The 24,284-nt window shown below is 61.0% G+C and carries 21 protein-coding genes and 2 riboswitches; of the genes, 7 read left to right on the plus strand and 14 right to left on the minus strand.

All coding sequences use genetic code 11. The features are described from left to right. Positions 1-121 precede the first annotated feature (121 nt). Positions 122-325, plus strand: a complete 204-nt coding sequence (locus CFE47_RS05165) for a hypothetical protein (RefSeq protein WP_286835977.1) — start codon at positions 122-124, stop codon at positions 323-325. Between the two features lie 75 nt (positions 326-400). Here the strand turns inward: CFE47_RS05165 and CFE47_RS05170 are convergent, their stop codons facing one another. Together CFE47_RS05170 and zapE are read right to left on the minus strand one after the other, a co-directional pair. Then, a complete protein-coding gene (locus CFE47_RS05170; protein WP_286835796.1) occupies positions 401-892 on the minus strand; it encodes a GNAT family N-acetyltransferase in 492 nt (163 codons plus the stop codon). Between the two features lie 121 nt (positions 893-1,013). Then, positions 1,014-2,144, minus strand: a complete 1,131-nt coding sequence (gene zapE / locus CFE47_RS05175; RefSeq protein ID WP_286835797.1) for a cell division protein ZapE — start codon at positions 2,142-2,144, stop codon at positions 1,014-1,016. A 127-nt stretch (positions 2,145-2,271) separates the two neighbouring features. On the opposite strand from zapE, the gene CFE47_RS05180 reads away from it, so the two are divergent. Next, positions 2,272-3,318, plus strand: coding sequence for an aldo/keto reductase (locus CFE47_RS05180; RefSeq protein WP_286835798.1), 1,047 nt, complete (start codon positions 2,272-2,274; stop codon positions 3,316-3,318). A 49-nt stretch (positions 3,319-3,367) separates the two neighbouring features. Here the strand turns inward: CFE47_RS05180 and pepN are convergent, their stop codons facing one another. From pepN to CFE47_RS05210, 6 genes are read right to left on the minus strand one after another with little or no spacing between them, the layout of a single operon-like run. Continuing rightward, on the minus strand, positions 3,368-6,025 hold the full coding sequence (pepN, locus tag CFE47_RS05185) for an aminopeptidase N (RefSeq protein WP_286835799.1): 2,658 nt from the start codon (positions 6,023-6,025) through the stop codon (positions 3,368-3,370). A gap of 13 nt (positions 6,026-6,038) precedes the next feature. Continuing rightward, positions 6,039-6,869, minus strand: coding sequence for a DUF2797 domain-containing protein (locus CFE47_RS05190; RefSeq protein WP_286835800.1), 831 nt, complete (start codon positions 6,867-6,869; stop codon positions 6,039-6,041). Continuing rightward, complete coding sequence (locus tag CFE47_RS05195; protein ID WP_016972751.1) at positions 6,866-7,126, minus strand: YeaC family protein; 261 nt, start codon at positions 7,124-7,126, stop codon at positions 6,866-6,868. Before CFE47_RS05195 ends, CFE47_RS05190 begins: the two co-directional genes overlap by 4 nt. A 14-nt stretch (positions 7,127-7,140) precedes the next feature. Next, positions 7,141-8,010: a rhomboid family intramembrane serine protease gene (locus CFE47_RS05200; RefSeq protein ID WP_286835801.1), complete on the minus strand. Its 870-nt coding sequence runs from the start codon at positions 8,008-8,010 to the stop codon at positions 7,141-7,143. Further along, positions 8,007-8,981: a metallophosphoesterase gene (locus CFE47_RS05205; RefSeq protein WP_502695448.1), complete on the minus strand. Its 975-nt coding sequence runs from the start codon at positions 8,979-8,981 to the stop codon at positions 8,007-8,009. Before CFE47_RS05205 ends, CFE47_RS05200 begins: the two co-directional genes overlap by 4 nt. Beyond that, positions 8,978-9,868 (minus strand): NAD(+) kinase, encoded by an 891-nt coding sequence (locus tag CFE47_RS05210; protein WP_010210870.1) that lies wholly within the window; start codon positions 9,866-9,868, stop codon positions 8,978-8,980. The genes CFE47_RS05205 and CFE47_RS05210 overlap by 4 nt, the downstream gene beginning before the upstream one ends. Positions 9,869-10,012: 144 nt before the next feature. On the opposite strand from CFE47_RS05210, the gene CFE47_RS05215 reads away from it, so the two are divergent. Further along, positions 10,013-10,960: a DUF1853 family protein gene (locus tag CFE47_RS05215; protein ID WP_286835978.1), complete on the plus strand. Its 948-nt coding sequence runs from the start codon at positions 10,013-10,015 to the stop codon at positions 10,958-10,960. A 124-nt stretch (positions 10,961-11,084) separates the two neighbouring features. On the opposite strand, the gene CFE47_RS05220 is transcribed toward CFE47_RS05215, so the two are convergent. Genes CFE47_RS05220 through cobW form a run of 4 tightly spaced genes read right to left on the minus strand, consistent with a single transcriptional unit; the run spans position 11,085 to position 17,565 of the window. Beyond that, entirely contained in the window at positions 11,085-11,687 is a 603-nt protein-coding gene (locus CFE47_RS05220; protein WP_286835979.1) for a vWA domain-containing protein, read from the minus strand. A gap of 53 nt (positions 11,688-11,740) precedes the next feature. Then, positions 11,741-12,739 carry a magnesium chelatase ATPase subunit I gene (locus CFE47_RS05225; RefSeq protein WP_286835803.1) on the minus strand — a complete coding sequence of 333 codons (999 nt, stop codon included), beginning with the start codon at positions 12,737-12,739 and terminating at the stop codon, positions 11,741-11,743. After that, complete coding sequence (gene cobN / locus CFE47_RS05230) at positions 12,739-16,500, minus strand: cobaltochelatase subunit CobN (RefSeq protein WP_286835804.1); 3,762 nt, start codon at positions 16,498-16,500, stop codon at positions 12,739-12,741. Before cobN ends, CFE47_RS05225 begins: the two co-directional genes overlap by 1 nt. Before the next feature lie 3 nt (positions 16,501-16,503). Further along, positions 16,504-17,565, minus strand: coding sequence for a cobalamin biosynthesis protein CobW (gene cobW / locus CFE47_RS05235; protein WP_177005202.1), 1,062 nt, complete (start codon positions 17,563-17,565; stop codon positions 16,504-16,506). 92 nt (positions 17,566-17,657) lie between these two features. Further along, positions 17,658-17,857: riboswitch (cobalamin riboswitch) on the minus strand. A gap of 742 nt (positions 17,858-18,599) precedes the next feature. Further along, positions 18,600-18,813: riboswitch (cobalamin riboswitch) on the plus strand. Between the two features lie 97 nt (positions 18,814-18,910). Between cobW and CFE47_RS05240 the strand changes: the two genes are divergently transcribed. From CFE47_RS05240 to cobM, 4 genes are all read left to right on the plus strand, one after another. Continuing rightward, positions 18,911-19,099: a CbtB domain-containing protein gene (locus CFE47_RS05240; protein WP_185709007.1), complete on the plus strand. Its 189-nt coding sequence runs from the start codon at positions 18,911-18,913 to the stop codon at positions 19,097-19,099. An 11-nt stretch (positions 19,100-19,110) separates the two neighbouring features. Further along, positions 19,111-19,815, plus strand: coding sequence for a CbtA family protein (locus CFE47_RS05245; RefSeq protein WP_286835805.1), 705 nt, complete (start codon positions 19,111-19,113; stop codon positions 19,813-19,815). After that, positions 19,812-20,204 carry a cobalamin biosynthesis protein gene (locus CFE47_RS05250; protein ID WP_286835806.1) on the plus strand — a complete coding sequence of 131 codons (393 nt, stop codon included), beginning with the start codon at positions 19,812-19,814 and terminating at the stop codon, positions 20,202-20,204. The genes CFE47_RS05245 and CFE47_RS05250 overlap by 4 nt, the downstream gene beginning before the upstream one ends. Positions 20,205-20,273: 69 nt before the next feature. After that, the gene (gene cobM, locus CFE47_RS05255) at positions 20,274-21,020 is read left to right on the plus strand and encodes a precorrin-4 C(11)-methyltransferase (protein ID WP_286835807.1); all 747 of its coding nucleotides are present in this window, start codon (positions 20,274-20,276) and stop codon (positions 21,018-21,020) included. Positions 21,021-21,241: 221 nt separating this feature from the next. On the opposite strand, the gene nfuA is transcribed toward cobM, so the two are convergent. Together nfuA and CFE47_RS05265 are read right to left on the minus strand one after the other, a co-directional pair. Continuing rightward, on the minus strand, positions 21,242-21,826 hold the full coding sequence (nfuA, locus tag CFE47_RS05260) for a Fe-S biogenesis protein NfuA (RefSeq protein ID WP_286835808.1): 585 nt from the start codon (positions 21,824-21,826) through the stop codon (positions 21,242-21,244). A gap of 94 nt (positions 21,827-21,920) precedes the next feature. Continuing rightward, positions 21,921-24,212, minus strand: a complete 2,292-nt coding sequence (locus tag CFE47_RS05265; RefSeq protein ID WP_286835809.1) for a fatty acid cis/trans isomerase — start codon at positions 24,210-24,212, stop codon at positions 21,921-21,923. Positions 24,213-24,284: the final 72 nt, after the last annotated feature.

Raw genomic sequence — 24,284 nt, forward strand, 5'->3', positions numbered from 1 at the left:
CGACATTGTTAAGTTTCGAGGCCGACTAGTTAAGCCTCTCTTAATCAAGCCTCCACATAATCGGCCCCACGAGTCTGATCCAAGGGAACAGACACCGATCACACTTATGGGAATACCGATGATGAAACTCTCGACGCTCATGCTTGCCGGCTTAATGACCCTGACCGCCACCGCCGCCTTCGCCGAAGGCGGTTCAGAGCGCTCCAAGGAGTTCTACGCCAACTTCAAGTTCATGCAGGACCAGGCGCAAGACAAGGCCCAGCAAACAGCCTCCAGCGATGTCAAACACTTGAAAGTTGATGACGCCCAGCAACCTAAAAGTTGAACCCGCTTAAACCCTTTGCCATTCCGCTCCGATGGCGAAGGCTAACTTGGCGCCATGTAATGGCGCCTTTTTTATTTAGAGTGGTTTACTCCAAAACAACATATTCCCATAAGCAGGATCAAACTTAGCATCATCGAAACCGAACTTTCGATAGGACGACTGCGCCACGTCATTCCCCTCAAGCACTTCAAGGGTTATCTTGCAGCAGCCGCGCTGCCGCGCGATTTCCTCAACCTTCTGCAGCATTCTATGGCTCAAGCCCAATCCGCGAAATTGACTCATGACTGACACGTCATGGACATTGACCAGCGGGCGGCAGGCAAACGTCGAGAAGCCTTCGAAGCAATTCACCAACCCCGCCGGCTCCCCATTCACAAACGCCAATACGCTGAAAGCATGCGGACGCTTGGCCAACTCGGCCGGCAGTTGTTGCAGCAAATCAAGCGGCAGGCTGTGCCCACCGCCCATTGGGTCTTCCGCGTAGTGGTTGAGCACGCGGCCAATGGCTTGGGCATGCACAGGGTTGGTGTAGCTGGCTTGCAGCACCAGGATATCTGGGGTGTCCATTTCCGTCCTCGATTGCGACTACAAGGGATTCAGCTCCCCATGAGGGTCACGATTGTAGGCGTCAAGCCGACGCCGGATGAAGAAGATTAACGACAAAAATGTGCGTGAAAGCACGACCAGCCTATTCCGAGTTTTTTGCGCTCACATCTGCGCCGAAGCGTTGCAACTGCATTTCTCTAAGGCGACTCAAGGTGCGGCGAAAGGGAAACTCCAGATAGCCCTCGGTGTAAAGGTTCTCCAACGGCACCTTGGCCTCGATGAACAACGGCACCTTGCGGTCGTAACATTCGTCCACCAACGCAATGAAGCGACGAACGCTGTCGTCGTGCACCGACAATTCCGGCAGCTCGCGATCACCGGCTACCACACGCTGAGCGCCGTCTTCAGTGCCACGCGCGATCCGTGCGGGACGTTTCTGGGCACTCAGGTTGGGGACTTCCCCGAGCAGGATCACCTTGAAGCGATCACACAGCAGCATGAAGTCCATCGCCGCCAAGGGTTGCTCGCAAAGGTCGGCATAGCGGCACCAGAGCACCGTGTCGCAGGATTGCACGGCAACAATAGTCCGGTGGCCAACAGTGACCGGCCCGCTGCTCGCCAGCTGCCCTTCGGACAATTGCTTAAACACCTCGGCCAGCGCCTCGGGCTGATCCACCCAATAGCGCTGCACGCCCACCCCTGGGTGCAGGCGATGGTCTTCTGCCCCGTCCACCGCCACCACCTGCATATGCTGCTTGATCGCGGCAATACCCGGCAAAAAGCGTTCACGGTTGAAGCCGCCGGCATACAGTTGGTCAGGCGGCTGGTTGGAGGTGCACACCATCACCACGCCCTCCTCAAACATCACCTGGAACAACCGACCCAGGATGATTGCATCGCCGATGTCATTGACGAACAACTCATCGAAACACAGCACACGCACTTCCCCGCTCAGCTCCCTGGCCAGGGCCTGCAAGGGGTCGTGAGTGCCGGTGAGCTGAAACGAACGCTGATGTACCCACCCCATGAAATGATGAAAGTGCTGTCGCCGCGCGGGCACCCGCAGGCTTTGATAGAACTGGTCCATCAACCATGTCTTGCCCCGCCCCACCGGGCCCCATAGGTAAACACCATTGATCGGCGAACGCCCTTGGTGCAACGCCTGATGACAGGCTTGCAGGGCATCCACCGCGCGACGTTGGGCGTCGTCGGCAACAAAGCCCTGCTGGGCGATGGCGTGTTGATAAGCAGCGAGAGGCGAGTCAAAAGTCATGCCCGCCAGTATGACGCAGAGGCCAGCATTGGGACGCAAAAAATGCCGCTTGACCGAATACATTACTGAGATCATATTTTATACATGTTACTAAACATGTAAAAACCACTGCCTCAGGAGTCTCTGTATGCGCAATAAAGTCTTTGGCCGCCGCAGCGGTTTGCAGGTCTCGGAATTGGCCTTGGGTACCGGTAATTTTGGTACCGGATGGGGTCACGGTGCTGAACGTGATGAGGCCAAGCTGATATTCGACGGCTACCTGGAAGCCGGCGGCAACTTCCTGGATACCGCCAACGGCTACCAGTTTGGCCAGGCCGAAAAGCTGCTCGGAGAATTTATCGCCTCGGAGCGCGACAACCTGGTAGTCGCCACTAAATACACCCTGCGCACCCAGCCGTCAGACGAAGGCACGATCAAACTGGGCAACAACCGCAAGAACCTGGTGCGTGCCGTCGAGGAAAGCCTGAAGCGGCTGAACACCGAGCATATCGACCTGCTCTGGGCGCACATGAGCGACAACGTCACGCCCATGGAAGAGATCCTGCGTGGCTTCGATGACCTGGTGCGCGCCGGCAAGATCCACTACGCCGGCCTCTCCAACTTCCCCGCCTGGCGCATCGCCCGCGCGGACCTGCTGGCCGAAGTGCGCAACTTCGCCCCCATCATTGGCGTGCAAGTGGAGTACAGCCTGGCCGAACGTACCGCTGACCGCGAGCTATTGCCGATGGCTGAAGCCCTTGGCCTGGGCGCGACACTCTGGTCGCCGCTGGGCGGTGGTTTCCTCACCGGTAAGTACCGCACTACCCAGGACGACAATCGCGCCAATAAGCTCGGCATCCTGGTACACGCCGAGAAAAGCGCCCGCGAAACCGCCGTGCTCGACACCCTGCTGGCAGTCGCCGATGAACTCGACGCCACGCCCACCCACATCGCCATCGCTTGGCTGCGGGAAAAAGCCCGACGCTCGACCACTGCGCTGATCCCAATCCTTGGCTCTCGTACCCGCGCACAATTGGATGCCACGCTCGGAGCGCTGAACGTGCAGCTATCAGCTGAGCAAGTGACGCGCCTGGACAACGCCAGCGCCATATCCCTGGGCGTGCCCCACGGGATCATTGCGGAGCGCTTCCCCCTCGACGCCGGCCACGACGCCCCTCGTCCACCGGTTATCTGAGGCAAAAAAAAACGGCCTGAAAAGGCCGTTTTCTATTTAGCGCTCGGGATCAAGCAAGGCTCTTGCTGACCACTTCAAACACATCACTCGACAGCTCACCGGACGCCCGAATGCGCTCCAGCTCCGCCTTCATCAGCGACTGCCGCGCGCTGTCGTACTTGCGCCAGCGCGTCAGCGGCGCCAATTGGCGCGAGGCGATTTGTGGGTTGAAGCCATTCAACTCGATCACCAGGTCCGCCAGGAAGCGGTAACCGGAACCATCCGCCGCATGGAAGTTGATCAGGTTCTGCCCGGCAAACGCGCCAATCAAAGCGCGCACCTTGTTGGGGTTCTTGATATTGAACGCCGAGTGCTCCATCAGCGCCTTGACCCGCTCCAAACCGCCCGGCAACGTGCTGCCGGCCTGTACGCTGAACCACTGGTCCATGACCAGTGGGTTGTCCTTGAAGTTCTCGGCAAACACCGCCAGCGCCTGGGCCTTTTCCGCCTCGAATGGGGAGTTCACCAGCACGGCCAAGGCTGTCAGGCGCTCGGTCATGTTGTCACTGGTGTCGAACTGATCGAGGGTCGCCGCCAGCACCTCCGGCTTGCCGCTGAGCATCAGGTACGACAGCGCAATGTTTTGCAATGCGCGACGGGCAAAGTGCTCGGCCGCAGCCACGTACGGGGTTTTCTTCGACAGCTCACGGTTAGCCTGGTAACGCAGCCACAGGGCTTCGAACAGGTGATCGGCCAGTTGCTTGCGGGCGAATTCACGGGCCGCGTGGATGGCATCCACATCCGCCACCTCGCTGATTTCGGTCAAGTAGGCTTCGCTTGGCAACGAGAGCATTTCGGCGACCATCGCCTGGTCCAGCGATTCATCGCTCAACACCGTGCGCAGTGCGTCAATCAGGCGTTGATCCAGCTTCAGCGACTGACCTGCCTGATGCTGACCAATCAACTCCTGCAACACCTGCACGGCCAATTGCTGGCCAGCATCCCAACGGTTGAAACCGTCGCTGTCGTGCTGCATCAGGAACATCAGCTGGTCGCGGCTGTAAGGGAAGCTCAGTTTCACCGGTGCCGAAAAGCCACGCAGCAGCGAAGGCAAAGGCTGCTCTGCGATATCAACGAAGGTGAACGTCTGCTCGGCCTCGGTCACCGAAATGACACGTGAGGTAACACCTGCGCTCGACTCACCGGCCAGACGCAAGGCAATCGCCGCGCCCTTCCCGTCCAACAGGCCCAATGCCACAGGGATCACGAACGGTAGCTTTTCCACCTTGTCCGGGGTTTGGGGGCAGCTTTGGCGGAAGGTCAGGCTGTAGGTCTTGGCCGCCGCGTCGTAGGACTCGCTCACCGCAAGGCGCGGCGTACCGGCCTGGCTGTACCAGCGTTTGAACTGGGTGAGGTCGGCGCCGTTGGCGTCTTCCATAGCCTTGATGAAATCGTCGCAGGTCACGGCATGGCCGTCATGGCGTTCGAAGTACAGGTCACTGCCTTTGCGGAAGCCTTCGGCGCCGAGCAAAGTGTGGATCATACCGACGACTTCCGAACCCTTTTCGTACACGGTCAGGGTGTAGAAGTTGGAAATTTCGATGAAGCTGTCCGGGCGTACCGCGTGAGCCATCGGGCCGGCATCTTCGGCGAACTGGTGGGTACGCAAGTACGCCACGTCCTGGATGCGCTTGACCGTGGCCGAGTTCATGTCGGCGGAGAATTGCGAGTCACGGTAGACGGTGAAGCCTTCCTTGAGCGAGAGCTGGAACCAATCGCGGCAGGTCACGCGGTTGCCCGACCAGTTGTGGAAGTACTCGTGAGCAACAATCGCCTCGACCCGCTGGTGCGCAGCGTCGGTGGCGGTTTCGGCGCGGGCCAGTACGGCGCTGGAGTTGAAGATGTTGAGGCCCTTGTTCTCCATGGCGCCCATGTTGAAGTCGTTCACCGCGACGATCATGAAGATGTCGAGGTCGTACTCACGGCCGTAGGTTTCTTCATCCCAGCGCATGGATTTTTTCAAACTGGTCATGGCGTGCTGGCACTTGTCGATGTTTTCCGGCTCGACATAGATGCGCAGCGCCACTTCGCGCTGAGTCATGGTGGTGAAGCTGTCTTCAACGCACCACAAATCACCGGCCACCAGTGCGAACAGGTACGCCGGTTTCTTGAACGGGTCTTCCCAGGTTGCCCAGTGACGGCCATCTTCACCCGGCCCGCTGGCAATCGGGTTGCCATTGGACAGCAACACCGGGTAGCTGTGTTGCTCGGCGATCACCGTGGTGGTGAAGACGCTCATCACATCCGGGCGGTCGAGGTAGTAAGTGATCTTGCGGAAGCCTTCGGCCTCGCACTGGGTGCAGAACATGCCACTGGATTTGTACAAGCCTTCCAGGGCGGTGTTGGTTTCCGGGTGGATTTTTACCGTGGTATCCAGGGTAAACGTCTCACTTTTCGGATGCACCGTCAGGTGGCTCTCGGTCAGCTGATAATCAGCGTCCGTCAGCTCCTGATCAGCCAGGTTCACGCTCAACAGTTCCAGTTGCTGGCCATCCAGCACCAACGGCGGCAAGCCGGCGCCACGCTCGGGATTGCGGCGCATCACCAGTTGCGCGTGGACCAGGCTGTGGTCCTCGAACAACTCGAAGGTCAGGTGCGTCTCTTCGATCAGGTAGTCCGGCGCCTGATAGTCCTTCAGGTAGATCATCTTCGGTTGTTCGGTGCGCATGGATGGCATCCTTCTACTGATGCACGGCGAGCTGGTAGGCCGTGTATTTGCGAATATTGATAACGCCGGTGTCGAAGATCAGGTATTGGCCCTTGATCCCCAACAGCGAGCCTTCGGCAATCGGGTTCTTGTCCAGGTTAAAGCTGACAATCTTGGCCGGATACTGCTCCACCGGGTAGCGGATTTCGATCGGTTCGATATCGCTCACCGGTTGGATGGCCTGCAGGCCGAAGCGTTCCTGCAAACCCAGCAGGCCTTCGGCGCAGGAGGCGAACAGGTCGTCGCGTACGCTCTTGAGGTCGACGGGCTGGGCATCACCTTTTAACAGTGCGCGCCAGTTGGTCTTGTCGGCCACTTGGCTACGCAACACATCTTCGACAAAGCCGGACTGCTGGCGCGTGGCCACGCGCATGATCGGCAGCGCCTGGCTGGCGCCCTGGTCCAGCCAACGGGTAGGCAGCTGGGTAGCACGGGTGATGCCGACCTTGATCCCCGACGAATTCGCCAGGTAGACCACGTGGTCAGTCATGCAGAATTTTTCACCCCAGCCCGGTTCACGGCAGGTACCGGCGTCGTAATGGCAACGCTCGGGGCTCATGATGCACAGGTCGCACTGGGCCAGCTTGGTCATGCACGGGTAGCAATAGCCCTGGCTGAAGCTGGTTTTGGTCTTGCGGCCGCAATGGCTGCAATGAATGGCACCGAGATACTCCAGGCGAATATGGCTGCCGATCAACGGATTGACCGGCACCTCGGTATCGCCCAGGCGAAACGCGTATTGAACGGTCGGCTCACCGAGTGTCGCCGACATTTTACTGACTGCACCGCGACCAATTTCAATCAATGGATCGCATCCGACTTGAACAGGATGTTCGGTACCGGTGCCGATTTGGACGCACATTCCTGCGGGCCCATGTAGCCGGTGCGCTGGTCTTCCGGCAGATTCTGGATTTCCCAGGCGATGACCGCTTGCAACGACAACTCACGCTGCTCGGCGGTGAGCTTGCGGCCGTCGGACCATTTACCGATTTCCACGGCGAGCTTGAGGCTCTCATAGATATCCGGAGTGATGTTTTCGATCATTTCAGCAAAAGAGGACATAAGGCTCTTCCTTATCAAATAGAGGCTTTGCGGCGGCTGTACAGCCCACCCAGCAAACCCGTCAGGCAACCGATAACCAAACCGCCGACATGGGCAGCATTGGCGATTTCGCCGAAGCCGATCATCGAGACCAACCCCGACAGGCATAGCAGCAGCCACACCAGCATCATCACCAGCACCCCACGGGGCAGGCGATAAGCCGGGTTAGGCGACAACAATTGAAAGATCCAGCAATGCCCGAGCAGGCCATACAACACGCCGGACAACCCGCCAAACAGGCCGGGGCCGCCATAAGCGTATTGAGCGTAGTTGGAGACCAGACTGAACAACAGCGTCAGGCCGAGCAAGTTGATACCGCCCTGGCGCGCTTCGATGCGTCGGCCCAGCTCCCAGTACCACATGCCGTTCATGGCCAGGTGCAGGATGCCGAAGTGGATCAGCATCGGTGTGATCAAGCGCCACCACTGCCCCGACGCCAGGCTGTCGGCCAGCGGGGTGAACTGGATGTACTCGCCGACGATGCGAAACTGCAGGAACGTCAGCCAGCTCATGGCTTGCAGGTTCTCACCGAGCAAGGTCACCGCACCGACGATGATGCTCGCCAGCAATACCAGGGCTGTTACAGGGCTGTGGCGCAGTTGCTGGACAAAACCAGGGCGCTTGACCGGGGCCTGCTCCGGAATGTCCAACTGCTGGTCTGGGTCACCGGCGGGAAAGCGCTGGTACAACACGCGTACGTCGTCGCTGATGGATTCTGGCACCCACAACACTTGCTCGCCCGCCTCTTCGCTGACGCGATGGGGCACTTGCATGCGTTGCAGCAGGTGGACAAAACCGCCCAGGTCGACGCTCAGGGGCAAGCGCAATACAGCGACGGTACTCATTTAATAACCTCGGGGCGCTCAACGTCGACCCATACAAATTTACTCGGGTCCAGGCGTGTTTCCTGGTCCAGACGGTATGCCACCAGCTTGCCGTACAGCACGGCGCTGTAATCCAGGCAGGCCAGGTTCGGGCGGATCGGGGCCGGTTTGCCGCTGCGCCAGTAGTGACCGACGAACAGCAACGGCTCATCGACGCCATAGCGCAGCAGGGAATTCTTTTGGCTGGACGACAACGGCGTGCGCGCCACCGGCTCCGGCAGCGCGTCGGGCTGGAACACGATATCGCCATAGGTTTTAGGGTCGTCTTCCCAGAACTTGGTACGGAAGAACGAACGCGTCAATCCATCGCCACCGGTGAGCGTCAGCCCATCCGGCAGGCGCATATCGGTACCGCGCAGCAGACGGTCGAAAGCGTTACAGGAAAAACTGCCCGGCACGGCGGCGGCCTGCAGGAAGTGCTGATCGATGCAGCCATCCGGGAACGTCGCGCGCAGCGGCTGGATAAAACCGTCATCCCAGCACGCATGCACCACGCGAAAACGCCCGGCGTCGACAAACAGCGGCATGTCGTAGAACCAGCCGAGGAAGTCGTGCCAGTCGGCCGGGTGGTGTTCGAACTGGGTCAGGGTTTCGTGAATCAACCGCTCATGCCGTGGGTTGTGCTCGCGCACGAACTGCTTGCCACTGCCCGGTGGCGCGGGTGTGGTCCAGCCCAGCGCATTGAATTCATGGTTGCCCATGATGCACAGCGCCTGGCCGGCTTCGGTCATGTCGTGGACGATATGCAGCGCCTCGCGAATACGCGGGCCACGATCGATGATATCGCCGAGGAACACCGCCATTCGCGACGGATGACGCCAAACGCCGCCCTGCTTGTGGTAGCCCAACTGGTCGAGCAAGTGCTCAAGGGTATGGGCGCAACCGTGCACGTCACCAATCAGGTCGTAGCTACGCGCGGGATCGAGCATCAGTCGCCTCCACCCCCCAAGCGGCTGCCCCAGCCCAGCTTGGTGCGGCACACTTCGTAGTAGTTGTGGTCCAGCGGGTGGATCAACCGCAGCTTTTGCGCCTTCTTGCTCACGGTGATGGTGTCACCGGGGGCGCACGTGAAATGGTTCTGCCCATCGCAGGACACCTGCGGGTAGATCTGCATGTCTTTGGACACCACGATTTTCAGCTCACTGTTGCCGTCGACCACAATCGGCCTGCTGGACAACATATGGGGGTACATCGGCACGATCACAATGGCATCCAGCTTGGGATGCATGATCGGGCCACCCGCCGACAGCGCGTAGGCGGTGGAACCGGTGGGCGTGGCGACGATGAGGCCGTCGGCCTTCTGGCTGCACACGAACTGGCCGTCAATATACAGCTCGAACTCGATCATCCGCGTGGACTTGCCGGGGTGCAGCACCACGTCATTGAGGGCGTCGCCCTGGCCGATGGCTTCACCGTGGCGGCGCACTTCGGCTTGCAGCAGGAAGCGGTTCTCCACCAGGTAATGGCCGTCGAGCACCTTGGCCACTTCGACTTCCAGGTCATCGGGGCGAATGTCGGTCAGGAAACCCAGGCTGCCACGGTTGATCCCCAGCACAGGCACGTTATGCCGCGCCAAGGCCCGGGCTGCGCCCAGCAGACTGCCATCGCCACCCACCACAATGACCATGTCGCAGACTTCGCCGAGCATCTTGCGCGATGAAGTTTGCAAACCGTGGCCCGGCAGGATTTCAGCGATGGTGTCTTCGAGGATCACATGCAGGTGGCGTTCCAGCAGGAATTTTTTCAGCCGGCGGACGGTGTCCAACACCTGGGTACTGCCCAGGCGACCGATAATGCCGATATTGCGAAATTGCTCCATGGGGCTCCTGCGGGATTTGGGGTGTGGCAAAAAGAAGGATTATGGGCGAAAGGCCGCCCCAGGCAAAATCCTTTGTCGCCGTGAAGCCTTGATGACAATGGTTCTCAGCGCCCTATGCAACCGGTAAACGGCTATGCTCGGACCATGAGTGTGTTCCCGGATTTGCACAACCTGCCCCGCCAACTGCGCCACCCCGAGGTGCGCGACTTGGCGTGGGTGATGCTCGCCCCGCCGATGCTCGCGCAAACACCGTGGCCGCAACGCCACCCGTTGGCCGGCAGCGACTGGGTGCAGGCGCCCCACCTGCTCGAACACTGGCTGCGCACGCTTGATCGAGACAGTAGCGCCCTGCTGCACTGGCTGAGCCAGGCACGCACCCGACGCCTGGGCCTGTATTACGAGCGGTTGTGGCAATTTGCGGTACAGCATGCGCCGGGGGTGGAGCTGTTGGCCGCCAACCTGCCGATCCGCCGCGCCGGGCATACCTTGGGTGAGCTGGACATGCTGATCCGCGACCGCGACGGCGTGCATCATCTGGAATTGGCGATCAAGCTGTATCTGGGCCCGCAGGACAGCAACGGCCAGGACCCGGCCCTGTGGCTCGGGCCTGGGTGCCATGACCGGCTGGACCGTAAGCTGGCGCATCTGGCCCAGCATCAACTGCCGATCTCTGCACGCCCGGAAAGCCGGGAAGCCTTGGCAGCGCTGGATATCCAACAGTTCGATGCGCATTTGTGGCTGGGCGGGTATTTGCTGTATCCGTGGCCTGGCTTGGCAGAATCCCCCGAAGGCGCGCACCCGCAGCACCTGCGTGGCCGCTGGCTGCATCAACGCGACTGGCCGGACTTTGCCAGCGCCAGCGCACGCGGCCGTTGGCAACCACTGCCCCGCCATGCCTGGTTGGCGCCTGCGCATTACCCGGCGGATGAAGTCTGGAGTGAGGAACGGATGCAAGGCTGGCTGGCGGAGCTGGACCCGATGGCGCCGGCGCAGTTGCTGGTGCGGATGGTTCAGAACGGCGCGGAGTGGGAGGAAGCCGAGCGGTTGTTCTTGGTGGCGGATCTTTGGCCTAATGTGCCGGGGGCTGGCTGAGGTTTTATCAGTGCGCTTTAGGGCCTCTTCGCGAGCAAGCCCGCTCCCACAATTTGGAATGCATCCCCCTGTGGGAGCGGCGGTGCGACGATTCGACTTGCTCGCGAATGCGGCGTAATAGGCACTACAACTGGTCGATATGCCGATAATCCAGCTGCAACCCAACCGCCAATTCCTGTGCCCTGCCCAACCGGATCGGTCCCCGCTCCATATCCACCAACAAACCCGGACACTCCAGCACCGGCAACCCGGCGATGTTCTTGAGCCGCCCATCGGTAATCACCAGCAACCGCTGCTGCTCCGCCGGATAGCGCTTGCGCCGCGCCGCCAGCCAATCTCCGGCTTCTGTCAGCGCCGCCAGCAACGGTGTGCCGCCGCCGGCGCCAAGCTGATCCAGCCAACCCGCCAAGCCTTTCGCGGCTTTCAACCCTTGAACCTGCCACTTTGGCGCGTGCCCACTGGCCGTCAGTAACGCCATGCGCGCCCGCTGGCGATAAGCATCGTCAAACAACTGCGCCAGCAAGCCCTTGGCATCCGTCAACGCACGGTGCCGCCGGGTGGACGCCGATGCATCGACAATCACCAACCACAATTCATGGGCTGAGCGGCTGCGCAGGTGAAACAGCAAATCTGCTCGCGATTGGGGCCGACCACCGAGCAACGTACCCGGCCAGTTGATCGAACCCTGCTGTGCGCTGCGCGCCCTGCCCTGCCTGCCTCTGTCCAGTCGACCCGCCTTGGGCTGTGCATCCGCCCCCGCGTCAGGTCGAGGGCGAATGCCTAGGGCTTTTTTGGCCAGGTGGGGACTTCGCGGCGTGCGCCCGTGGGCAAGGCCGGCGCGGGCATGTCGCCCCATTGGCCTTGGCCGGGCGACGTGTCGGAAGGTTTGGGCGATTGCCCTTCACTCGGCGGGTTGGCCGGTGGCGACTGCTCCTGGCGTCGATGGCGCAAGGCAAACTCGGCCACGGCGTCGATGTCCTCCTCGGCGATCGCGTCAGCACCGCGCCAAGCGGCATGGGCCCTGGCGCCGCGTAGCCAGACCAGGTCCGCACGCAGGCCGTCGACACCTGCGGCAAAACAACGCTCGGTGATCTGGGCCAAGGCCTGGTCATCCAGTTCAATGTTGCCGAGTCGCGCACGCGCCTGGGTGCATCGTTCACGCAGCGCCGCTTGTTGCTCGGCCCAGTGTGCGCAAAACGCCGCCGGGTCGCTGTCGAAATCCAAGCGGCGTCGAATGATCTGCCCACGCTCGGCCGGCAAGGTCTGCCCGCTCAGCGCCACATTAAAACCGAAACGGTCGAGCAGTTGCGGGCGCAACTCGCCCTCTTCCGGGTTCATGGTGCCGATCAGCACAAAACGCGCCGAATGACGGTGGGAAATGCCGTCACGCTCGATCAGGTTGATGCCGCTGGCCGCCACATCCAGCAGCAGGTCGACCAAGTGATCCGCCAGCAAGTTGACTTCATCGACGTACAACACGCCGCCATCAGCCTTGGCCAGCACGCCGGGAGAAAACTGCGCACGGCCTTCGCCTAGCGCGGCGTCAAGATCCAGGGTGCCCACCAGGCGTTCTTCGGTCGCGCCCAATGGCAAGGTGACAAACTGCCCGCTGGCCAACAGGTCCGCCAGCCCTCGCGCAAGGGTGGACTTGGCCATTCCGCGCGGACCTTCGATCAGCACGCCGCCGATTTTCGGGTCGATGGCGGTCAGGCACAGTGCCAGTTTCAACCTGTCGGCGCCGACCACGGCGGACAGCGGGAAATGGGGAGTATCAGTCATCAGCTGTCTTCTTCTATATCCAGCAACAGGTTTTCCAACGCTTCTTTATATGCACCCGGTTCCTGCCACATACCGCGCTGCTGGGCCTCAAGCATGCGCTCGGTCATGTCGCGCAGGGCTGCGGGGTTGTGCTGTTGTACAAAGGCCCGGGTATCGGGGTCGAGCAAGTAAGCGTCGGCGAGCAACGCATACTGGTGATCGTCGATCAGCGCGGTCGTTGCGTCGAATGCAAACAGATTGTCCACCGTCGCAGCCATTTCAAACGCGCCTTTGTAGCCATGGCGTTTGACGCCTTCGATCCACTTGGGGTTGGCGGCGCGGGAACGAATCACCCGGTTCAGCTCTTCCTTCAAGGTGCGAATCTTCGGCAAGTCTGGCTGGCTGTGGTCGCCATGATAGCTGGCGGCCTTGTCACCGCTCAGGGTTTCCACGGCAGCAAGCATACCGCCCTGGAATTGGTAGTAATCGTTGGAGTCGAGCAGGTCATGCTCGCGGTTGTCCTGGTTCTGCAAAACGGCCTGCACCTGGCTCAGGCGTTGAGCGAATTGCTCGCGGGCAGCGGTGCCTTCATCGGAACCACCGTAGGCATAGCCACCCCAGTTCAAATAAACCTCGGCCAAGTCTTCCCGGCTTTGCCACAGGCGACCGTCAACCGCGCCCTGCACGCCCGCGCCATAGGCTCCGGGTTTGGCGCCGAAAATGCGCCACCCCGCCTGCTTGGCGGCGGTTTCGTCGTCCAGGCCAGACACACGCAACGCCTCACGCTCGCTGCGCACCTTGGCCGCCAGCGGGTTCATGTCGTCCGGCTCATCCAGCGCGGCCACGGCCTGCACCGCCGCGTCAAACAGGCGGATCAGGTTGGCGAACGCATCGCGGAAGAACCCCGACACCCGCAACGTCACGTCGACACGCGGGCGGTCCAGCAGGCTAATCGGCAGAATCTCAAAGTCATCCACCCGCTGGCTGCCGGTGGCCCATACCGGGCGAACCCCCATCAGCGCCATGGCTTGGGCGATATCATCACCGCCGGTGCGCATGGTCGCGGTGCCCCACACCGACAAACCCAGCTGGCGCAGGTGGTCGCCGTGGTCTTGCAGGTGCCGCTCAAGGATCAGGTTGGCCGACTGGAAACCAATGCGCCAAGCCGTCGTCGTAGGCAGGTTGCGCACGTCGACAGTGAAAAAATTGCGGCCCGTAGGCAGCACATCCAGCCGTCCACGGCTAGGCGCACCGCTTGGGCCAGCCGGTACGAAACGGCCACTCAAGGCATCCAGCAACCCACGCATTTCTGCCGGACCGCAAGCATCCAGGCGCGGCGCTACGACGATGCGCAGGCTTTCGATCACCGCCTTCACCTCTTCCCAGCCGGGCTCTTCCAGCTGTTCAAGGGGGCCTTCCAGCGCCTGCTCGATCAGCCGCGCCGCATACAACTCCAACCGCTCGCGGGTGTCGCCAGCGGTGCGCCACAACTGCGCATCGATCTTCTGCAGCACCAGCGGGCGGCGACCGGTCCACGGTTCAGCCAGGGCGCAGTCCAGCGGGTCGAAGCCCAGCGCGAAAGCCTTGGCCAACACCCGCAGCAGGCTGGATTGTGGGCCACGGCCATCACCACGGGGGATACGCAGCAACGCCAGCAAGGTATCGATACGCAAACGGCCTTCGGGCGACTCACCGAATATGTGCAGGCCGTCGCGGATCTGCGACTCCTTCAAGTCACACAGGTAGGTGTCCAGGCGCGGCAGCCAGATAGCGGCGTCGGCATCACTGTCCAGCTTCAGCTCTTGGTCGATACGGGTTTCGCGCACCAACTTGAGGATGTCTTTTTGCAGCTCAAGGGCGCGGCGTGGGTCGAGTAACTGCGCCTCGTAATACTCATCAGCCAGCAGCTCAAGGTTGCGCAGCGGGCCGTAGGTTTCAGCGCGGGTCAACGGCGGCATCAGGTGATCAATGATCACCGCCTGGGTGCGCCGCTTGGCCTGGGCGCCCTCGCCCGGGTCGTTGACGATGAATGGGTAGATATTGGGCAGCGGCCCCAGCAAAGCGTCGGGCCAGCAGTTTTCCGACAGACCCACGCCCTTGCCCGGCAGCCATTCGAGGTTGCCGTGTTTGCCCACGTGAATCACGCCGTGGGCGCCGTAGGTGTGGCGCAACCAGAAGTAGAACGCGAGGTATCCGTGGGGCGGCACCAGGTCCGGGTCGTGGTAAACGGCGCTGGCGTCCACTTGATAACCGCGAGCCGGCTGGATACCAACGAAGGTCAGGCCCAAGCGCAGCCCGGCGATCATCATGCGGCCGTCGCGGAACATGGGGTCGTTATGCGGCGCGCCCCAGCGCTCCAGCACGGCCTGGCGGTTGGCTTGGGGCAAGCGGCTGAACATCGCCTCGTAGTCGGTGAGGCTCATGCTTTGGTGGCACGGCCGCAGGTCGAGGCTGTCCAGGTCGTTAGTGACGCCACCGAGCAAATCGTGGATTAACGCAGTGCCGCTCTCGGGCAACTCGCTTGGCAGCGGATACCCTTGAGCTTGCAGCGCACGCAGGATATTCAACGCTGCCGCCGGCGTATCCAACCCCACACCGTTGCCTATACGGCCATCGCGGGTCGGGTAATTGGCGAGTATCAACGCGATGCGTTTGTCGGCATTCGGCACCCGGGCCAGTTCGATCCAACGCCGCGCCAGCTCGGCGACAAAGTCCATGCGCTCCGGCGCGGCGCGATAACACACCACGTCCGACTGGCTACGTTCACTGCGCCAGGCCAGGTCCTTGAAACTGATTGGACGGCTGATGATGCGCCCGTCCAGCTCCGGCAACGCGATATGCATCGCCAGATCACGCGGGCCCAGGCCTTGCTCGCTGGCCTGCCAGCCCGGTTCGTTGTCTTGGGCGCAAATTGCCTGGATTACCGGGATATTGCGGCGAAACGGCCGCAAATGCGGCGCTTCGGGGCTGGACTGCGCAAACCCGGTGGTATTCAGAATCACCGCTGCGCTGACTTCATCCAGCAAGTCCTCGACCACCGTCAGGCAGCCAGGCTCTTTCAAACTGGCCACCGCCATCGGCAACGGGTTAAGGCCCGCCGCCTGCAAGCGCTGGCAGAACACATCGATAAAACCGGTATTGGCCGCCTGCAAATGGGAGCGGTAAAACAGCACCGCTGCCACCGGCCATTCGGCGTTCCAATCCGCCTGCCAGTCGTTCAAGCGCGGATTGGCTTTGTGTGGATGATAAATCGCGGTGCGCGGCAGGGTTTGCGGCTCGGCCCAGGCGTAATCACGGCCCAGGTAAGCACTGGCCAGGCAGCGATAGAAATCCAGCGCGTTGCCCAGGCCGCCTTGGCGCAGGAAGTGCCAAAGACGGTCGCGGCTTTCGGCGTTTACCGTGCTCAGTCCGCTGAGCTCAGGGTCTGGGCGATCATCGCCCGGCACCAGGATCAACGTGACGCCGCGCTCGGCCAATTCCACCAACCGCTCGATGCCGTAGCGCCAATAGCCGATACCGCCATGCAGCGAGATCAGGATCACCTTGGCGTGGCGCAGTACCTCATCCACATAGAGGTCGACCGAGGCATGGTTCTGCACCTGCATCGGGTTGGCCAGCCGCAGGCTGGGATAGTCATCGGGCAACTGCTGAGCCGCTTCGGCCAACAGCGCCAGGCTGGAATCGCCGCTGCACAGGATCACCAGTTCAGCGGGGGTTTGTCCAAGGTCGGCAATATTGTCGTCCGAGACGAAACCACCGGGTTGGGTCCTGAGCAGGTGCATGGGTTAAACGCTGAGGGCAGCGCGCAGTTGCGCTTCGAGGCCCGCCGCATCAAGGTCCTGGCCGATCAATACCAGACGCGTAATGCGGGCTTCGTCGGCGCCCCACGCCCGGTCGAAGTGCTTGTCGAAACGCGTGCCCACGCCCTGGATCAGCAGGCGCATCGGTTTGTTAGGAATGGCAGCGAAGCCTTTGACGCGCAGGATGCCGTGCTGGACAACCAGTTGCGTCAGGGCGTCGAGCAGCAGCGCTTCGTCGGCCTGAGGCAGATCGATGGAGATCGAATCGAAGGCATCGTGATCGTGATCGTCTTCACCTTCGTGATGATGATCGTGGTGGCTGTGGCGACCGTCGATGTGCTCTTCGGAGCCGGCACCCAGGCCGATCAGCACGTCCAACGGCAGGCGACCGCTGCTGGCTTCGATGATTTTTACGGCTGGCGGCAGTTCTTCGGCGACTTCCAGGCGCACGCGGGCCAGGTCTTCGGGGCTGATCAGGTCGGTTTTATTGAGGATCACCAGGTCGGCGCTGGCCAGTTGGTCGGCGAACAGCTCATGCAATGGCGATTCGTGATCCAGGTTCGGGTCGAGTTTGCGCTGGGCGTCGACTTGGTCCGGGAACGCGGCGAAGGTGCCAGCAGCCACAGCCGGGCTGTCGACTACAGTGATCACCGCGTCCACGGTGCACGCGCTGCGAATTTCCGGCCACTGGAAGGCTTGTACCAACGGCTTTGGCAGGGCCAGGCCTGAGGTTTCGATAAGGATATGGTCGAGGTCGCCGCGACGGGCGACCAATTCACGCATCACCGGGAAGAACTCTTCCTGCACCGTGCAGCACAGGCAACCGTTGGCCAGCTCGTAGACGCGACCGTTGGCTTCTTCTTCGGTGCAACCGATGGAGCACTGTTTGAGGATTTCACCGTCGATGCCCAGTTCGCCGAACTCGTTGACGATCACGGCGATGCGACGGCCCTGAGCGTTGTCGAGCATATGGCGCAGCAAGGTGGTTTTGCCCGAACCGAGAAAGCCGGTAACGATGGTGACGGGGAGTTTGGCCAGTGTTTTCATCGGATGCCCTTTGGGGCGGGCATACGGGACGATAGGCCCTGCGACAGTGCGCAGCAGCGGATTTCGTCACCGGATCACCCCGCCCGGTTGAATTGAAAATCGGTTGCGAGGCAGGTCTCCTGGCTTGGGGCGTGCGGGTCTTGCGACCGGCGCTGGCTGCGCCTTCCCGCCTTGTCGGCAGTGGCGTGGCAGTCAGCTGAACCCTTTACAGTTGCGGGGGCAGCCGCGGCTTGGACCGCGTTCCCTTCTTAGCTTCGGCTGGGGCCGAAGAACCTCGAGGGTGCAAGGCTACGCAGTGCTTGGGGGATGGTCAATGATGGGGTTGGGTTGGTTGGCTTGGTGTACATATCCGTTTCTTCGGTAACGGCCACTTAGGGTTCCGCCCTTACGGCGGCTCACTTTGGAAAAGCCCCAAAGTAACCAAAGGGCTCTTGCCCCAACACTCGGTGCCTCGCCTAGGCTCGGCATGCCCGTAATCCGACATGGATTTGGGGGGCCGCCGCCACGCGCCATCCATGGCGCGGGGCGGCTAAACCGGCATCCCTGCCGGTTTACCCCCCAAATCCATGTCGAATTACGGCCAGCGTGTTTAACGGGGCGCCTAAGATCAAGATCAAAAACAAAGCCAGAGCCAGAGCAAGCCACTACTCACCTAATACATTTGTATGCTGATCGGCACACACTAACCGGTCGGCTATCAGGCCGCCGCGCTCTTGCTTTTGATCTGGGGCGCCCCGTCAAACACGCTGGCCGAACGCAGGCTTTGGAGCGTGGGTAACACGGCAGGACGCCGGGTTAGCCGCGCTGGGCCAAGGATGGCCCATCGCGGCGGCCCACGCTCCAAAGCCGGAGTGAGGGCACACCGAGCCTAAGCGAGGTGCCGAGTGTTGGGGCAAGAGCGTTTTGCTTACTTTTGCGCTTTTCAAAAGTGAGCCGCTGTAAGAGCGGAACCAATAGTCGCCGCTACCTAAATAACGGATATGACCCCAATCCAAAGCACATCCCAATTGACTCCCCTCCCACCCCCATGCTCTCCTACACATCTTGTTTCGGGTGCCCTGCAAAGGGTGAAACGGGAAACCGGTGAGCCATACCCCTATGGCAAGTCCGGTGCTGCCCCCGCAACGGTAAGCGAGCGAAACGTTATATCCACTGTGCCCCAGCATGGGAAGGCGACGTTTTCAGGCTGACTCTTTACAAGAGCCTCCCCTCGCAAGCCCGGAGACCGGCCCGAAAAAATCAGATAACAAACCCGCGGTGGGCGGGCGCTGTTCGAAACCCTGCGTGCCTGGCTCGCGGGGTTTTCATGCGCTCGTGTCACCCCGAAACCCAGAAGGGACGCGCCATGTCGATCATCAGCAGCACCTCGCACGCCAACAGCAGCACCTCAACCCTGAGCCAACGCCTGACCGCCGCCATCGGTGCGTCGATCCTCGGCGCGTGTCTGGTGTATTTCGCCGGGTTCTCGCATATCGAGGCGGTGCACAACGCTGCCCACGATACCCGCCACAGCGCCGCGTTCCCGTGCCACTGAGACCTGTCGACATGATCAAGCGTATCGCGCAAACCGCAGGTTTTACCGGCCTGCTGGCGGCCCTGCTGCTGACTCTACTGCAAAGCTTTTGGGTTGCCCCGCTGATTCTGCAGGCAGAAACCTATGAAAAAGCCCCGGCTGCTGCCGAAGTGGTGCATGAGCATGCCGAAGGCGCCGCGGCCCACACCCATGACGCCGAAGCCTGGGAGCCGGAAGATGGCTGGCAGCGCGTGCTGTCCACCACAGGCGGCAATTTGGTGGTTGCCGTGGGTTTTGCCTTGATGCTGGCCGGCCTCTACACCCTGCGTGCGCCAACCCGCACCGCCCAAGGCTTGCTCTGGGGCCTGGCCGGTTACGCGACGTTCGTGCTGGCGCCGACCATGGGCCTGCCGCCTGAGTTGCCGGGCACTGCCGCGGCTGACCTGGCACAACGGCAAATCTGGTGGATCGGCACCGCTGCGTCCACCGCCGCCGGCATCGCCTTGGTGGTGTTCGGTCGCAACTGGCTGCTCAAAGCGCTGGGCCTGGCAATTCTGGTGGTGCCGCACGTGATCGGCGCGCCGCAGCCGGAGGTGCATTCGATGCTGGCCCCGGAAGCCTTGGAAGCACAGTTCAAGATCGCTTCGCAGTTGACCAACGTGGTGTTCTGGCTGGCCCTAGGCCTGATCAGCGCCTGGTTGTTCCGCCGCAATCGTGATGAACAATACTCGGCATGACGCGAGTGGTCGGCCTGGGCTGCCAACGGGGTTGTGATGTTCATACCCTGTTGGAGCTGTTTGATGCCGCCCTCGCCGAGGGCGGTATTGAGCGCGACAGCATTACTGCGCTGGCCAGTATCGATTTGAAAAAAGACGAGCCAGGAATACTGGCATTGGCCAATGCGCTGAATCTGCCGTTGCAGTGTTTCAGCGCTGAGCAATTAGCAGCCTTTGCAGACCGCCTGAGCCACAAATCCGCCGTGGCCTTTGCCCATACCGGCTGCTATGGCGTCGCTGAAAGCGCAGCCCTGGCCCTCGCCGAACACCTCGCCGGCAGCCCTTCTCGCCTGTTGATTACACGTAAAAAGAACCTCCAAGCCACCTTTGCATTGGCTTGCGCGGGATAAATTCTCGATAATTGCCCTCCCCGATCATGAGCAATCTTCATGCTCGCCCGTTTTTCATCAGGAATCTCCATGACCGTCTACTTCATCGGCGCAGGCCCCGGCGACCCGGAATTGATCACCGTCAAAGGCCAGCGCCTGATCCGCAGTTGCCCGGTGATCATCTATGCGGGCTCGTTGGTGCCGGCGGCAGTATTGGAAGGTCATCAGGCAGAAACACTGGTCAATAGCGCCGAACTGCACCTGGAACAGATCATCGACCTGATCAAGTTAGCGCACGCCAAGGGTCAGGATGTGGCGCGGGTGCACTCGGGGGATCCGAGCCTGTATGGAGCGATTGGCGAGCAGATCCGTCATTTGCGAGAGCTGGGCATTCCCTTCCAGATCATTCCCGGCGTTACCGCTGTAGCGGCGTGTGCGGCGCTGCTGGAAACCGAACTGACCCTGCCCGACATCGCCCAGAGCGTGATCCTGACCCGCTATGCAGACAAAACCAGCATGCCGGCAGGCGAGGATTTCGGCAGCCTGGCGCAGCATGGCACCACCATGGCGATTCACTTGGGGGTCAACCACCTGGAGAAAATTGTTGCTGAACTGCTGCCACATTACGGCGCGGATTGCCCGATTGCCGTGGTGCACCGCGCCACGTGGCCGGATCAGGACTGGGTGGTTGGAACGCTTACTGATATTGCCGACAAGGTCGCCGCCAAGGGGTTTCGGCGCACGGCGTTGATCGTGGTGGGCCGCGTGCTGGCCAGTGACAGCTTTAGTGAGTCGTCGCTGTATCGGGCTGGGCATGCGCATCTTTATCGGCCTTGAACACAGTGCGAACTTAATACAAAACCCTGTGGGAGCCGGACTTGCCCGCGATGGCGGTGTGTCATGTAGTACATGTGCCTTACAGATGTACCGCTATCGCAGGCAAGCCAGGTCCCACAGTTGATCTACTTTGTTAGATAGATAGTGCAAGCAACTGAATTTAAAGCATAAAAAAACGGCGCTCACGGGGCGCCGTTTTTTGTTCGCAGCGAACGCCTTACTCAGTAGTAGGCGTTTTCTTTCTGCGTGTGGTCGGTCACGTCACGTACACCCTTGAGCTCTGGAATGCGCTCCAGCAGGGTGCGCTCAATGCCTTCGCGCAGGGTAACGTCCGCTTGGCCACAGCCCTGGCAACCGCCACCGAACTTCAACACCGCAATACCGTCATCGACCACGTCGATCAGGCTCACCTGGCCGCCGTGGCTGGCCAGCCCCGGGTTGATCTCGGTTTGCAGGTAGTAGTTGATGCGCTCGTTCACCGGGCTATCGGCGTTGACGTTCGGCACCTTGGCGTTCGGCGCCTTGATGGTCAACTGGCCGCCCATGCGGTCGGTGGCGTAGTCAACCACGGCATCGTCAAGGAAGGCTTCGCTGAAGTTGTCGATGTACGCGGTGAAGCTTTTCAGCCCCAGCGCGGTGTCTTCAGGCTTCTCTTCCCCTGGCTTGCAGTAGGCAATGCAAGTCTCGGCGTATTGGGTGCCGGGCTGGGTGATAAAGATGCGGATGCCGATACCCGGGGTGTTCTGCTTGGACAGCAGGTCAGCCAGGTAATCGTGGGCGGCGTCGGTAATGGTTATGGCAGTCATGGAAACTCCTCACAGGCTTGCCGGCAGTTTACGCCAAAATATTACGCAGGTACAAAGTCCTAGTAATTTTGTCGGAAAAGACTAATCCGCTCTGTCAGAGGTTTTCATAGCGATTCATATCCAAAACCCCTTCTTCCACCGGCGTGGTTTCACGGATGTACTGCGACAAATCGTGGAAGTACTGCCAGAACAGCGGGTGACTGCGGCGTACACCCCAGCGGTCGACGATCTTTTCAAAGCGGTTGGCGTCCTTGGCCCGCTCCATCTGAGCCACAAACTCCGGCACTTCCTGAGCAGGGATATTGAACATGAAGTTCGGGTAGCTGCTGAGTACGCCGGGGTAGATGGTCACGGTGTCCAGGCCAGGCTGATAGCGATAGGCCTCACCGAGCAGGAATGCCACGTTACTGTGGGCACGGTTGCGCAACATGCTGTAGATCACGCGCTTGCCGCTGGTGGTTTCGATGCGCAACAGGGTCGCTTCGGGCAATTGGTCGATGACCTTGAGTCCCGCCGCAGGGCGTGAAGTCAGGCGGCTCAGGGCCTGCTCGGCATCCTGCAACGCCGGATCGATGCCATCGCGTGAACAATAGGCGCCACTGCAACGGTTGATCGGGTCCGGGCTGGCATTCAGGTCGCCATAACGGGTGAGCAGTTGGTTGGCGAAATCACGCTTAGGGTCTTTTTCGTTCAGGTGCAGCCCCGTGGGCTTGTCATCGTCAATGGCCTCGTAATCCAGCCACAGCTTGAGTTTGCCGCTGTTCTGGTACCAGTCATCGAGGAAATCATCACGAGAATCTGCCGGCATCAGGCGCAGGAAGTTCTGCTCGGCGCCATTGCGGATCAGGTCGAAATACAGCCGGGTCTGGGCCTGGTGCGACACGTTGCCGAACACGTCAAAGTTCACCGCCAACTGGTAATAGGTGCGCTCCAGCAGCGGGTAGTCGAACAGCCACATCGTCTGCGGCACTTCACCGATCAGGCCTTTGGTCACCGAGGCGCTGTCGAAGTGGCGGAAGATAGTGAGCAAGGCGTTGTCGTTGCCGGCCCACAGGCTCGACCAACTCGGCGGTGGCACCTCTGCATAGCTGTCACGGCGCAGGGCCTCGTATTCATTGCGCTTGTCACGGTAGGCCAGCCACAGGCTCAGCACACTGCCGACGTCATCGTTCTGCCCCGGCATCGCCAGCAGCGGCGTGGCCTGGCCGCGATAGCGCGCATCGGTAATATAGAGGTCGTGATCGGGGTCTTGGAACAGGGTCCAGAAGTTGTCGCGGATCACGTCTGTGGCGATCTGCCCACGGCAGACCGGCCCACGAATGAAGGTGCGCACGAAGTACTCGGCGTTATCCAGCATGAACTGGTAGCGCGCCTTGGCCGGGATGGCTTCGAAGGTGTCGAACGGGTTGGCGCGGCGGCCCGGGCCGTAGCCCGGCAAGGCGTTGACCTGCCAATTACCGCTGTAGAACAGTTCTTTGATGCGGGCCATTTTCTCGGCACTGAACGGGTACGTGATGTGGGTCTTGTGCACGATCACGCCCTGCACGGGCCATAGGCGGTAGTAGACCTGGGTACCCGGGTCATCATTGGGACGGCGTGTGGCGATCAGGTCTATCGGCTGGCCGCTCGGCGTGCGCGAGCGCACCCACTGGAAGAAATGGCCCGGCTCGCCGTTCTCGAAATAGATATGTGCGAGAAACAAGTGCTCGAACAACCAGCGTGCCACCAGGCTTTCCCGGGCACCGGGCTGGTTGAACAGGTTTTCCCACTGCTGCACTTGCAGCGCCTCCTTGGCGCTCGGCGCCAGGCCTTGCTCATCAATCGGCGCACCGGAGGCGAGCCAGCGTTGCAGCGTCTGGTATTGCTGGTCAGTCAGGCCGGTAACGGCCAGTGGCATGCCTTCCTTGGGATGGGCACCCGCGTAGGCATTGAATTCGCCGGGCATGGCGCACATGTTTTCGCGGTTGAGGCCCAGTACGATCTCTTCGGGCAGTTTGGCATTGGGTGCCAGCGGGGCGTTGTGCCCCAGCTCCAGCATCCGCGCCATCAGTGCAGCCTGGCTGCCTTGGGCGTCCAGTACAGAATAAAAGCCTTTTTGCTGCCAGGCCTGCTTGCCGAAGGCGTCGTAGAACAAGCGTGTTGTCGGCGTGGCCTTGCTGCGTTCGCCATCGTAGACCGGCATTTTGCTTGCACCCCGGGCCGCACCTTCGGCACTGCCCAGGTTGAGCTGGCAGGCGGAGTCGTAGCAGGCATGGCAGGCCACGCATTTCTCGGTGAAGATCGGCTGGATGTCACGGGTATAAGAAATCGCAGGGGCGGAGTCTTGTGCCTGTGCGGTGCTGGCGATCAAGGCCAGGACGGCGCTGATGATGAGGCGAAGTGACATGTATCCGGTCCCGATTCAATGCGTGCGCTGAAAAATTTGCCGGTGATTCTACCGGGCCACACCCTTGAACAA

Origin of the sequence: Pseudomonas sp. PGPPP1, assembly GCF_002255865.1 — a bacterium.
GTDB lineage: Bacteria > Pseudomonadota > Gammaproteobacteria > Pseudomonadales > Pseudomonadaceae > Aquipseudomonas > Aquipseudomonas cremoris.

Bases quoted from the DNA above. Each gene is read 5' to 3' on its own strand.
- CFE47_RS05165 (WP_286835977.1), top strand. From the start codon at position 122: ATGAAACTCTCGACGCTCATGCTTGCCGGCTTAATGACCCTGACCGCC.
- CFE47_RS05170 (WP_286835796.1), bottom strand. From the start codon at position 892: ATGGACACCCCAGATATCCTGGTGCTGCAAGCCAGCTACACCAACCCT.
- zapE (WP_286835797.1), bottom strand. From the start codon at position 2,144: ATGACTTTTGACTCGCCTCTCGCTGCTTATCAACACGCCATCGCCCAG.
- CFE47_RS05180 (WP_286835798.1), top strand. From the start codon at position 2,272: ATGCGCAATAAAGTCTTTGGCCGCCGCAGCGGTTTGCAGGTCTCGGAA.
- pepN (WP_286835799.1), bottom strand. From the start codon at position 6,025: ATGCGCACCGAACAACCGAAGATGATCTACCTGAAGGACTATCAGGCG.
- CFE47_RS05195 (WP_016972751.1), bottom strand. From the start codon at position 7,126: ATGTCCTCTTTTGCTGAAATGATCGAAAACATCACTCCGGATATCTAT.
- CFE47_RS05200 (WP_286835801.1), bottom strand. From the start codon at position 8,010: ATGAGTACCGTCGCTGTATTGCGCTTGCCCCTGAGCGTCGACCTGGGC.
- CFE47_RS05210 (WP_010210870.1), bottom strand. From the start codon at position 9,868: ATGGAGCAATTTCGCAATATCGGCATTATCGGTCGCCTGGGCAGTACC.
- CFE47_RS05215 (WP_286835978.1), top strand. From the start codon at position 10,013: ATGAGTGTGTTCCCGGATTTGCACAACCTGCCCCGCCAACTGCGCCAC.
- CFE47_RS05225 (WP_286835803.1), bottom strand. From the start codon at position 12,739: ATGACTGATACTCCCCATTTCCCGCTGTCCGCCGTGGTCGGCGCCGAC.
- cobN (WP_286835804.1), bottom strand. From the start codon at position 16,500: ATGCACCTGCTCAGGACCCAACCCGGTGGTTTCGTCTCGGACGACAAT.
- cobW (WP_177005202.1), bottom strand. From the start codon at position 17,565: ATGAAAACACTGGCCAAACTCCCCGTCACCATCGTTACCGGCTTTCTC.
- CFE47_RS05240 (WP_185709007.1), top strand. From the start codon at position 18,911: ATGTCGATCATCAGCAGCACCTCGCACGCCAACAGCAGCACCTCAACC.
- CFE47_RS05245 (WP_286835805.1), top strand. From the start codon at position 19,111: ATGATCAAGCGTATCGCGCAAACCGCAGGTTTTACCGGCCTGCTGGCG.
- CFE47_RS05250 (WP_286835806.1), top strand. From the start codon at position 19,812: ATGACGCGAGTGGTCGGCCTGGGCTGCCAACGGGGTTGTGATGTTCAT.
- cobM (WP_286835807.1), top strand. From the start codon at position 20,274: ATGACCGTCTACTTCATCGGCGCAGGCCCCGGCGACCCGGAATTGATC.
- nfuA (WP_286835808.1), bottom strand. From the start codon at position 21,826: ATGACTGCCATAACCATTACCGACGCCGCCCACGATTACCTGGCTGAC.
- CFE47_RS05265 (WP_286835809.1), bottom strand. From the start codon at position 24,212: ATGTCACTTCGCCTCATCATCAGCGCCGTCCTGGCCTTGATCGCCAGC.